Origin of the sequence: Colwellia sp. MB02u-14, assembly GCF_014076915.1 — a bacterium.
GTDB lineage: Bacteria > Pseudomonadota > Gammaproteobacteria > Enterobacterales > Alteromonadaceae > Colwellia_A.
This window is the reverse complement of sequence record NZ_JACGUX010000080.1, coordinates 157,567-169,572: the sequence shown is the minus strand read 5'-3', so window position 1 is coordinate 169,572 and position 12,006 is coordinate 157,567. Positions and strand designations below refer to the sequence as shown.

General features: G+C 34.7%; 11 protein-coding genes and 1 pseudogene. 1 reads left to right on the top strand and 11 read right to left on the bottom strand.

What is annotated here, in order from left to right; all coding sequences use genetic code 11:
• Positions 1 to 204: 204 nt before the first annotated feature.
• The 8 genes from H4J52_RS13675 to H4J52_RS13645 form a co-directional block, all read right to left on the bottom strand.
• Positions 205 to 483 (bottom strand): tyrosine-type recombinase/integrase, encoded by a 279-nt coding sequence (locus H4J52_RS13675; RefSeq protein ID WP_310649692.1) that lies wholly within the window; start codon positions 481 to 483, stop codon positions 205 to 207.
• Between the two features lie 33 nt (positions 484 to 516).
• On the bottom strand, positions 517 to 612 hold the full coding sequence (locus H4J52_RS20535; protein WP_404851986.1) for a hypothetical protein: 96 nt from the start codon (positions 610 to 612) through the stop codon (positions 517 to 519).
• A 44-nt stretch (positions 613 to 656) separates the two neighbouring features.
• Positions 657 to 932 carry an integrase arm-type DNA-binding domain-containing protein gene (locus H4J52_RS13670; protein ID WP_182224932.1) on the bottom strand — a complete coding sequence of 92 codons (276 nt, stop codon included), beginning with the start codon at positions 930 to 932 and terminating at the stop codon, positions 657 to 659.
• A gap of 1,012 nt (positions 933 to 1,944) precedes the next feature.
• A complete protein-coding gene (locus tag H4J52_RS13665; protein ID WP_182223780.1) occupies positions 1,945 to 2,688 on the bottom strand; it encodes a 4'-phosphopantetheinyl transferase superfamily protein in 744 nt (247 codons plus the stop codon).
• 69 nt (positions 2,689 to 2,757) lie between these two features.
• Positions 2,758 to 3,537, bottom strand: a complete 780-nt coding sequence (locus H4J52_RS13660; protein WP_182223781.1) for a thioesterase II family protein — start codon at positions 3,535 to 3,537, stop codon at positions 2,758 to 2,760.
• Positions 3,538 to 4,984: 1,447 nt separating this feature from the next.
• Positions 4,985 to 5,638: an IS66 family transposase gene (gene tnpC / locus H4J52_RS13655; RefSeq protein ID WP_310649986.1), complete on the bottom strand. Its 654-nt coding sequence runs from the start codon at positions 5,636 to 5,638 to the stop codon at positions 4,985 to 4,987.
• Between the two features lie 104 nt (positions 5,639 to 5,742).
• Positions 5,743 to 5,946: a hypothetical protein gene (locus tag H4J52_RS13650; RefSeq protein WP_182224930.1), complete on the bottom strand. Its 204-nt coding sequence runs from the start codon at positions 5,944 to 5,946 to the stop codon at positions 5,743 to 5,745.
• Positions 5,947 to 6,547: 601 nt separating this feature from the next.
• Positions 6,548 to 7,471: a hypothetical protein gene (locus H4J52_RS13645; protein WP_182223783.1), complete on the bottom strand. Its 924-nt coding sequence runs from the start codon at positions 7,469 to 7,471 to the stop codon at positions 6,548 to 6,550.
• Positions 7,472 to 8,125: 654 nt separating this feature from the next.
• Between H4J52_RS13645 and H4J52_RS13640 the strand changes: the two genes are divergently transcribed.
• Complete coding sequence (locus H4J52_RS13640) at positions 8,126 to 8,299, top strand: hypothetical protein (RefSeq protein WP_182224929.1); 174 nt, start codon at positions 8,126 to 8,128, stop codon at positions 8,297 to 8,299.
• Positions 8,300 to 8,715: 416 nt separating this feature from the next.
• Here H4J52_RS13640 and H4J52_RS20055 read toward each other — a convergent pair.
• From H4J52_RS20055 to H4J52_RS13630, 3 genes and pseudogenes are all read right to left on the bottom strand, one after another.
• A pseudogene (locus H4J52_RS20055) lies at positions 8,716 to 8,820 on the bottom strand (IS5 family transposase); the annotation flags it as partial.
• 65 nt (positions 8,821 to 8,885) lie between these two features.
• Entirely contained in the window at positions 8,886 to 9,470 is a 585-nt protein-coding gene (locus H4J52_RS13635) for a DJ-1/PfpI family protein (protein ID WP_182223785.1), read from the bottom strand.
• A gap of 172 nt (positions 9,471 to 9,642) precedes the next feature.
• On the bottom strand, positions 9,643 to 11,952 hold the full coding sequence (locus H4J52_RS13630; RefSeq protein ID WP_182223786.1) for a M28 family peptidase: 2,310 nt from the start codon (positions 11,950 to 11,952) through the stop codon (positions 9,643 to 9,645).
• Positions 11,953 to 12,006: the final 54 nt, after the last annotated feature.

Here is a 12,006-nt window from a genome sequence, read left to right as displayed (position 1 = left end):
TTTACGTACAAATTAGAATTCGTAATAATATAAACAGGTAACTAAGTCCTTCTCCATCAGACCCCCTAAACAACGATTTTTAGATACTTCCCGAAACATTTAGAACCATAATGCATTATTCAGATTAAGTGTATTAATTTGGAGGTTTAATGGGTATTTGAAAGTCGAACAATTGAGTGGCATATCAGATTAAAGATATAAGTTTTATCGACCATCAATTACCCATATCTTATTTTCGAAGTCTATTTCATCCCACTTCGCGGAAGCGGCCTCACTTAGTCGCACCATAGTATATAGCTGCCATTTTATTAGACAACGTGTGGTTACTTTAATACTTGCATAGAATAAAGCATTCATAAGCTCAGGTAGCTCTTCTGGTTTTAAGGTAAGCATGTCTTGTGACTTAGGTGTTTCAAAAGCCGCTTTAATACTAGTTAAAGGGTTATAATGAATAGTGCCAGTATTAACCGCATGAGTTATCACTTCATTCAAATGACCTATTATCTTATTCGTTGTTTATAAACTGCCTTTAGCGGCTAGTGGCCTTAATACTGCAATAGTTTCAGGCGCATTAATTTGATCGATAGGCTTGTTCGATAACTTGGGAAATATATGGTTTTCAAAATTACGAATAATGCTAGTAGCGGTTACTTCACCTATCTTCGTTTTTTAATAGCAAACCATTGTGCAACAACTACTCTCAACGTTGAGTTTATAGCTAATAGCTTTTCTCTTTGCTGCTTATCTTTTTCTTCTTTGGGATCTATGTCATTAGCTAATAATGAACGAGCCTCTTCACGTAACCTTCTAGCATCAGCTAAAGATAACGCAGGATATTTACCTAAACTGAGATTCGCTCGTTTTTTGGAGATAGGTCTTAAATAGGTAAAGAGCCAAAACTTGGAGCCATGAGGTTTGGTTATTTTAGCCATGTAATACCAGTATTTTTAGTATTCACATTGAATATCATCAAGTTATAGTATTTATGTAACACGGTCTACTCTAGGTTGATACTTGTGTTACATCATGTGTTACATAAAATCGTGGATTTAACCGGGTTTAGTTGGATAGCTCTGGACATAAAAAAACCGGAAGACCTTGATATTAAAGGGCTAGCCGGTCATTACTGGACTTCTTTGTATAATTTTAGTGGTGCGGTTGGGGGGACTTGAACCACCACGACCTAAGTCACCAGCCCCTCAAGAATGCTCACTAAAACAATGCATTCACCATAAATACAAAAGCTTACAAACAAAACCATGTTCTATTAGCTTTAAAATAGTAGCAGTACCAGTCATTTGATATCAATAGCTTACATCTGAATTAGCAACCAAAATATTCAAAAGTTTTTCTTATTATTAAACTATTTTCATTTTATAGCTTTAGTTTATATTACTTAATACCCTCGATAAGGTTTATCGTATCTTGGTAGTATTTTTTACAAAAACAGATGAAAGCTTTGAGCTCGTTTTCAACTTGATACAATGGCTTTCCAGCTCAGGGAGCTTCATATTTATCGCTGAGTGTTGATGTAATCTAGCCTACGTGTGGCAGGTATAACAAGAGGAGAAAAGTCTGATCTCAGTAAAAGAACGTTCACTATTAAATGTACAATACATCCATAGCCAAAGGGGGGCATCTGACCAAAGATTATATGAACTGTCACATACATAGTGATTGCTTAGCCAATGCAGTAAGGACAACATAATCCAGACATTTTGCATAATAAAGCGGAATAAAACTCGAAGTTAGGGCTTAATTTATTTTAGATTAAACTAAAAAATGACCTGTGTAATAGTATAACGATTAGAAAAATTTGCTGAAAAAGATGATACTAACGAATCAAATTAAGTTATATAAGGTTTTCAATATGTTAATTGACAATAAAAAGTCAGCCTATTTTATTGAAAAAAAGATTTAATACCAGATATAGTTGTAACGGTGCTAGGAGGACTGCGATATAAGAGTAAAAACATAAGTTTCATCAAAACTGAAATAACCAGTAAATTTTTTACCTGCTATAACTTCCTGTGTGAGATCTTCTAGTAAAATCATGGTGAATTTATTTGTACTGCAACAAATATCAATAATTTGAGCTGCAGAAAAATCAAAATATCTACCCACACGAGGATATAACGCTTTAAATAAACTTTCTTTAGCTGAAAAAGTAAGTGTAAACGCGTCTTCAAAGCTTAACTCAGTTTGGAATAATAAATTTTCCTCCTGTAAATTAATAATACTGCTTTTAATATCAGTAATACATTTTAAATTGAGTCGTTTTTCAAGATCTATTCCTAAATATTCACAATCATATTTATAGCTGGCAGCACATATAGCTATACTATCAGTATGTGTGATTGAAGCTGAGATCCCTGTAGGCCAAACTGGGCTTCTATGTTTTCCGGTGGTAATATTTTTTACTTCAAAACCTAAATCGTGTAAAGCACAACGTGCAGCATAACGCCCAGCAAGGTACTCCGCCTGACGTTTTATCACCGAAGATTTAATTTCTTCCGGAAAATAAATCTTAAACTGGTCAAATAAACTCCTGTTGTAATTTACAACATTGTAGTGATATGAGGTTAATGTTAAATGCTCAGCTCCCGGTATAAATAAATTAAACTCGTTTAAAAACTGAGTGTTATATACCGCAGGTACATAGATATTTACAATATTCAGTTTTTGCACTCCTGCTTTATAATTAACATTTTGTGTACTATTACCAAACGTTAATAAATAACTTGAATCGACTGCTACCTATGCGTTTGACACTATGGGCTGTAATGTTAATTTAGTTAAACAATCTTTAATAATGTCATTAACTTTTTGTTGTACTAGCTTACTTTGACTATCAATAAAAAAATGATTTTCAGGAAATAAATGTATATTTGCGTCAGTTTCAAAAAAATCTCCCCAACTATTTAGTTTAGACAAGCAGATATCAACATCGTCTTCGCCGCCAAAAACAGAAAGAAGACAGTCAAAGTGCTCTTTTCCTGTGTAACAATATCTGTCTGCTATTTCAAAATCAGCTTTGAGTAAAGGTAAGAATAGCTCCATAAGTTCTTTATTTTCAAGTACGGCTTTAGGGGTACCATTTAAATTTTTTAATTCTTCGATGAATTCATCCTGGGGTAAATCATATATTGGCTCTTTCATACATTTATGATGCGGTCCCCTACTACCTGATGCGATAAAATGTAGCGGCAATGCATGATTTAACCTTTTTAGATTGTCCATAAGCTCAAAGGCAATTCGACTTCCTAAACTATGACCAAATAAAATATAGGGTTTATTTAATACACTAGGGATGATTTTAATCAAATCTCCGATTAAGGCCTGCATATCAGAATATGTCTGCTCGCCCATCCTAGAACCTCGCCCAGGGGCTTGGATTATAATGAGCTCAACATTATTTGGCAGATTCTTTACCCAAGGGAGAAAAGTTGAAGCACTGCCACCTGCATAAGGAAAGCATATAAGTTTCAAATCTGCATTGATATTGGGTTTTGGTATAACAAACCATTTATTATTCATTATGATCTTCTTTGAAAGTAATTTTTCAATATGTGTTATTTAAATTTTAATAAAACTGTTTAACTTTAAAATTTAGACTTATAGCCGTGTTAAGCGACTATTCCAGAAAAGGCTTTCTAATCCCTATAAAAGACATTGCTCGAAAGTAGCCTAACTTATAAAAAACCAGATTATCGAAACTAATTTTTCACAATATAGAGCGCATTATTGGTCTTAACTGAGTATCCAATAACATCTTCCATGTAGTATTCATCTCACATATTATATTTGGAGTTCTCAAGGTTAAATGATGCCATTTATACAACAATACACATTTTGTTGTTTTTTAGAATATGGTATTCACTTAACTCACTTAAAAATATTTTTCGGCCTCATAGAAATCAATATGAATACCTTCTTTATTATCAGAATGACCTAACCGATAGCCTTTTGAAAACGCTCACATTATGATTTCTATATTTTAACCATAATAAATTCCATTTACATGATGAAGTATTTGACAATAAACAATAACATATTAAAAAACAATACTTTTTTTCCTAATGACAATATCTATAAAAATTAATCTAGTCATATCAGCGCAATACTTAACTTGTCATGTATTATACTTGTATGTTTTAACTTCTAAATTTTGTCAATGAGTGTCCTAGAGCATTAACAGCTAATTCTCAGCAGTATTAATAATAAAGAAAACTTGCATAGTGACTCGTTCTCTTATCAATCTATATTTTTAAGTTCGGTCCTTCCTCGTAGCACAAACACCAGTTTTATGCCTGCTATTTTTATTGAAAATAATGGTGCAAAACTGTTAGTTAATAGAAGAGTAACTAAACAGCAATTGGTCCTTGAAGATCATGTACTTATAGGTCAATCGTGAATGATTAATTATTTAAAATACGGTTCATTTGAGTGGCGAAAGCCAATTAGAGTATAGAGTCGATTATGGAACTAGATAATTATATTTCAGTTTCAGAATTAATTCAGGCACCTACCCTATTAATGATGTCAGTATCAGATCTTAACAGGGCACAGACGTTTCTTCGCTTTAATCTACGCCAATGGTTATGGCTCAGCAGCACAGTTTAAACTTTACAATACTAAGCCATTGTTATATATAGGTAAAAATCATAAGAGAATGCCAGCTGAGAAGATTTGCCACAATATGGAAAGTAAATGGCATTTGAAAATGCTATGTTTAAAATTTCAATGCTCAACACTGCCGATAACAAACGGTTTTTGCGCGTTTGGCTCTATTGTTATCAATAGATAACCTGCAAGGTAGCACTGGAATTTATCAAACTGATAAAGGCTGTAATTTATAACCTCACCCAATTTGCTTTTGGGCGGGATTTTATCTTTCTGCTTCATCAGTCAGTGATGGAGTTCATTTACGATTGGCTTAGCGTGTGACTGCCGAATGTCGAACTTATCTTCTATCGACTTTTCTTTAATTCGCCTCTACCCCATAAAGCTTACCTATTAAATTCAAGGCTAAATCAACTTTACCCGTTCTCGATTTGGCTTGTATCATTTTCGCATCAACAAACTTACGACGAATATGTGCAAGGCAGACGACTAACTTGGCCTCTGTAAGCTCAAAAGCTTTATAGCCGTCAACATGTAGATAACCTTGATAGCCATCAACAAAGTCAATCGCGCATTGTGCCGCGCGACTGTTGTGATAATCGTATAAAAAAGCATTGGTTTTTTCACTTAACCTATCACTGCCACAACAATACACCCACACATAACTGGTCGTTTTTTCTACCTTGATGACTTTCAAGGGCGTTTCATCTGCAAAGATGGCTGGCTCTGCCAATAAACTCTCTTTCAAGCATATATAAAGCGGCTCAAGTAATTGAGTACTGCGCATCATCCAACTCGACATGATTTGACGACTTAATTCGAATATAATATCGCTAAACATCGTTTTTTGGCGGTATGACGGTAAGCCGAACTGGTATTTACACGAGATGATTAGGCTGAGTAAGCTTGGCGTTGCAATACATTTTGGTCTCGGTTTTGCTGGCATTAATACGGTTTTTACTACACTTTCAATGCCGTTACGTTCACATTGGCGACAAGTATATTTAGGACGGATGGTTTTAATGACTTTAATATGAGCAGTACAAATTATAAGGTTTCACTTCTGCTTCCCCCACTTTATGCAACGGGCTTTGGTAGCAATCAAAGACTTTATCGCTTTCATTGATATCTACAATCACATCGACACGCCTCAGCGTGACGAACGGCCAGAAAATTTTTGTCGTGTTCATCAAGCACTAATTCTACTTCACTGAATACTTCATTAGCACCAAGCATTTTCTCTGACTTTTTACCGTATTTGTTGGCAAGCTTGAGATTATAGCGCGCAAGCAATTGTTGATAAGCGACATCTTTATTTGCCAATTCATTGTCTTTCTGCGCTAACTCATAGTCCAGACGTTGCTGTAATTCAAGCAGTATTTACTTAAATTGTTCAGGGTCATTAGGGAGTGAATTCGCATTAAATTTCATCGGATGATGTTAATAAAACATTCAAGCTAATACTGCTTATAGCGTCAATGATTACAAGGAATTTTGTCAATGATCGTTGACTGCAAAAAAAGCGTAAGACCAGGAAATTAGATCATCGAATGATAATGTAATTCTTGGTGACCAAGGATATCATACCCTGATAAGAATCAGCTGAGTTACTCATCTGTTAATAAAAATTCAGTGTGGTTGATATTACTCGGCCATTTGAATTTTTGTTTTTCTAAGCATTTTTGCTAAAACGAATAAAGCCCGCTTACTATGCATCACGGCTTGGCGCATTTCATAAAACTAATGCTCGTAACAATTGGCTTAAATAGGCAGCGGAAGTTGTACTTGGCAAGCTGACGTTAGCCTTACCAATGGTTAGCGTTATTAACGCTTGCGCTTAGGCGTTGTATTGACTAGCATTCATGTTGATGGTAATTATCAGCACGATATAGGCAGTTAAATTGTTATTCAATTTACACCTAAATTAAAATAAAGTTCGTGAAAAACTTATCTTAACCCCCTGTTTGAAAGACTCCGTGTCTGTAATATTCCAACCTGTGAGTTTTGGCATAACCGATCGCGTTTCTTCTTGTCTGTCTATGGTCTCTATGTTCAAAAATAAAAAGAAATATACAACCTCATCAATCAAGTCTAATGCCAATAGCTCCTTCATTATATTTGTGCCAGCAATTAAAGTTAAGGTGGGTTGTTGTAATAAATTTTGAAATTTTAATGTTTTTTTGAAGTCCTTAACACTACTTATTTCATATGTGGCTATTTCCGCTTTAGCTTTATTTACTAGTATTATGCTATCTTTTTCGTAAGTTCCAGATTCAATAGCTACAGCATGATTTTTTTCTATTATTGAATTTATTATTGACTTTATACATTTGTAAGATCCTGACTTACTTAAATTTATATCTATACCGTCCATTGAGGCTACAGTAACACACTTCACCCATGGTCTGTTCTTGGTGAGAATTGTATATGGCCCGTGGTAAATTTGTTGCCCAATATTATTTATTGGATACTCTATAACATGACAGTTTGTTAATTCTTCAATACTGTTATTACTTACTAATTCTGACCACCAATCAGCCTTGATCTTTGGTATATGCAGCTGTTTTATTCCATTTACCTCAATCAGTTCATATAACTCCTCTGGTTCAATAAATAATGGATATGGCGGACAAGATAAATAAAGTGCATGTGCATTTTCCACTTTAGCTAAGTCGTTTTTTAACGATGTTTGCGGATAGCCAACCATGCTAGCTCCCGTAGTCACTATATTATTTATATCGTATATAAGCCAAGCCACCCCAGAACGATTAGATAAGTTTAAAGCTTTGTCTATGGTCGAAACCATAGCCATCGGAAGTTTGTCTTGACCTTGTTTACTGGATACCATAATGTTTTTATATTTCTTTAAATTAGGATCCTAATTATAGATATTCATATGAAATCTCGCCACTGCCTCATTAGACAGTAAATTAATAGCGAAGTTAATATGAATCCCCCCCAAAGGGGAGTAGGTATCAGGTTATTCACATAATTTTTAATTACAGATTCATCCCCATTCTTATATTTAAGTAATAAAAAAGAATGGCATCGTATTCAACCAAAGTCCTTAGTCATTTAGGTTTAGTTTCTGATATGTGTAATGATCTAATAAATTTTTGTAGTTTCATAGACAATTACAATACAATAAGTCAGTAGTTAGTAGTTAGTAGTTAGTATGAATATGGTAGGGCTTGATGATGATTATGTTCAGCCTTGTTAGAATCTAGGGTTAAATGCGCACTTTACGAACCTAATTGGAGAAAAATTTCTTTTATTATAAAAATAAAATGATAGTCTTCATTCAAATATTTATTAAACAAAACACAATATTAAGTCCTGAATCAAAATGGTTTGTTATACCCAACGTAAAGCAGATGCAAAATTAAAAGTAATTTATTTTCCTTATGCTGGAGGAAATGCGCCGACTTATTTTTCATAGAGCAATTGGTTACCAGAAGAAGTAGAGCTGGTTGCTGTAAAGTCGCCAGCTCGAGCAAATCTTTTGTTTGAAAGCAGCTATTTAGAGATGGAATTTGGACTTAGGTTACCTTCACACTTTATTGCTTCTGGTAGTTCAGGTCCACATATACCTTCAAGAAGAAAACCCATTTATAAGCTACCTGAAAAAGAATTCATTGCTGAAATTGAAGGAATTAATGGACCCCTAAAAAAATAATTGACAATAAATAGTTAATGAGAAATTACTGCCGCTCCTTAGATCAGACTTTACATTAGCTGATACCTATTGTTACTCTTTAAAAACTATATTTAGCTGCCCAATATCAATATTTGGTGGGAGAGATAATGATATAACTTATTCTAATTTGCAAAGTAGGGAGGAATTTTTCTAACCGGCAGCAGATATCCACTAATTCCTCGATATCACTTTTTTATTAATCACAACAAAAATATTGTTATCCAAAAAGTAAATATCATTATTCAAAAAATGATTTCTAATATAGATTGTTCAAGTGACGATAAAATATATGAATAGGTAATTTAATATTACTAATTTAGAACCAACTGCCTTGAAAAACACCGTTTAATGCATTAGGTGATCTTGACGTTTTTTGCTCTTTTACTAAAGTGCTATGCGTCTATGGAAGAATCATCAATCGAGCAAGTAATAGCGCCACGCTGAGTTAATGCTCGGTTGTATTGATACCAATTAGTGATTTTGTTCTTTGCCTTTCCCATCAGATAGTGCTTTTTAGTTTTATAGTAAATGATCTGATCATCACTTTGATGAAAGGTTCGATTATTTAATCAACAACGCCCCACAAAAAATCCATTTGTTTAGCTGTTTTTTCAGCTAATGTCTTGCTGTGTAGTTTGTTAACTAGTTGAAGGCTCATCTCTATTCCTGCTGATATACCACCAGAGGTGATCAGTCTACCCTCATCGACCCATCGAACATCTTCTACTACATCTAGTTTAGGAAACATTTGTCTTAAATCAGTAATGTCTTCCCAGTGGGTTGTTACTTTATCTGTCTTGAGTACTTTAGCCTGTGCCAATAAAAAGGCACCTGTACATACAGAAGCGACTATTGATGATTTTATTGATTGTGAATAAATCCAGCTTAGTACATCAGTTTTGTTTATTTCATCAGAATGATTGCCACCCACAACGATTAAAACATCAATTTCAGGATGGTTATGGAAGCTGTAATCAGGAATAACCTTATATCCAGCCCTTGCTAAAACCGTATCGCCTGATTGACTAATTAAGAAAACATTGAAAGGCTCACTCCCTTCGCATACACGAGAAGCCGTTGTAAAAACTTCAAACGGGCCAGAAAAGTCGAGTACTTCAGCATTATCGTAAATGTAAATTCCAATATTCATTTGATGTTGATCCCACTCATAAATTATTTCATATTACATCTTATTTCAATTTGTTATCAATATGCTTCACTAAACTTTTTAAATTCAGTTGTTAAAAAATAGCGGTATCTACATACCCAAATCACTTGGAAATAAAGAGTGCCGCTATTTTTACTACTTAACAGCAGTTAGATCAAAGTATTACACGTTTTAAAATACGGTGTTTATTACCTGATGTATCTATCGCGACAGCTGTAGGTTTTGCATCAAAAATTATATTACCTTCGTCAGACACTATATGCTTATCATCCATTATCATCACTTCAAACGGCTCTAAGGAACTAACATATAGCTCGATTATAACAGGTGCTTGTTTTAGGTTATGCACATTAACAGCCCATTCTTTAGAGGGAGAGCTCGCTTGGTATTCAAGTGGCACTTTAGATCCATTTATAATCACTTTTTCAAAATCAGGATAACGTGGAAGGAAAAACCAGCCGACATCTGCCTGACGCAATGTACTAAATTCAACAGTTAATTTACGCCCCTTAGCTGTTTTTTCTGAACTTAACAGTTTAAATTCCGGTGCTGATTCACCGCTTGCATCTGCTTTCTGGTAGCGATCACTAACTGACCAAGGATATATTTTGGCACGTTCTTCTTCAAATTTAGCTTCGGTCAGATATTTTTTCGGTAATGGGTTTCTGGTATCGCTAATTATCCAATTGCTTGTTTTTTCGTTCATGTCTTCAAAGTGCACTAATACAACTTTTTGAGGTCTTAATTCTGAATGAGGTGGCACCATAGAAGCAATGCCGATTGATGCCAATAGAATAATAAAAGTGAGAACGTTGATGATTTTATTGGCTTTTGTGTAACTTTTGTCAATAAACAGTGGTGTTAAGCCAATAAAAATCAGCCCCCAAAAAAAACTATAGGCTAGTGGTAAATTGAAACCGAATGCCACTTCAATTAAAAGGGCAACTTTGAGGAAAAACAAAGTCGCTACAAGTGTAGAAATTACGGTATAAATTTCTGTGTAGCACTTAGATTTTTTCTGGATTAATATGAATAAAAGGGCTGAAATCAACGCTGGAAATATAAATATTATGCTAGATGACGGTAAAAACATTGCGCAAACTGTTGCGATTACTGACCACCAAATACCATTACTCAACATCATTGAAGTTACGTTAATGTGTTTTACAAAAATTTTAAGTGTGAAAATAACGGATAGTAAAGTAAAAACTATAATAGCTATTCGAGCAGGAGTAGGGAAAGCGTCCCAAGGGTTGTAAGCACCAGCTACTATTGCAACTAACTTTGTTAATATCAGACCTGATATTGTCGCCACTGCTATTAATAATGGCCAGACAAGAAGCGAAATAACCAGTGCTTTTTTACTGGTGTCTTTAGCCTTTATTGAGCGGGTAGATGCCCAGATAAAAATAGCGAATGCCAGTAATGATAATGGTATAGCAAATGCCACTGATAAGACAATCATCGAACCGCCAAAGAAATCCATATACATAGCATTTCCTTTGGGTGGATTAACTAAATCAGCATTAGCTAATACTTTAAGCATGGCGAGGGCGTTATCGCCATGATGTTGTAAACTACCCAGTGAAAAATTTTCTAAATTGTCCAGTTCGGTATGATAGTGGCCACGACCTTCTGCAAGACCAAAGTTTAAACTGATCATTCCTTCTTTTTTATAAAGGGTTAAATCGGTATCGTTAGGCATATTTTGGTAAATATCATACAGTAACGAGAATGCTGAGTGTTTTATATCTGCGTCAGCATAAGCACTGGCTAACCACGCATTGTTTGCACTGGTTTCAAATAATAAACTTTGTCCTTGGTTACCGCGTGCTTCAATATTAATCGCAGCCGCGATATCTTTTACCCAAGAGTCTTCTTTAATAAAAGCATCTGCGCCAATTAAACCTAGCTCTTCACCGTCAGAAAAAAGTAGTACTACAGGATTTTTAAACGGTTTTTCTAATTTAATTATTCGTGCAATTTCTAGAATAGAGGCAACACCAGCAGTATCATCACCAACACCTAAAGTTGCCGGGTGTGTGTCGTAGTGGGCCGTTAACATTACCGCAGGGCCACTTTCAGTACCTTCAATTCGGGTCATAATATTGGTAATTGGCATACAAGTAATCTGGCGACAATTAAACGTTTTCTGTACGCGAACTTCAAAACCTAAATACTCTAACTGATCTATTATTTTAGTTTGGGCGGTTTGGTGACCTACTGACCCTGAATTTCTTGGTCCGTCTGCAACTAAATTTTTCACTATATCGAATGCACGATATGCTGAAAACTCGTTTGGCGCAGCCTGTAAATTTGGCGTTGGCGGGTTCATACCTTTAAGCATCACATAAAATAGACTTAAAATAAGCATAAAGGCGATAAAAGGTACAAATGGTCGTATAGGGAATGCTTTTCCCCTCTCTGAACTTATATTTCGATTTTCTAGTGTTTCATCTGACATCTTATATTCTCCGATCAATAACTTAGTAACATAATAATTTTTATCAAGATACCA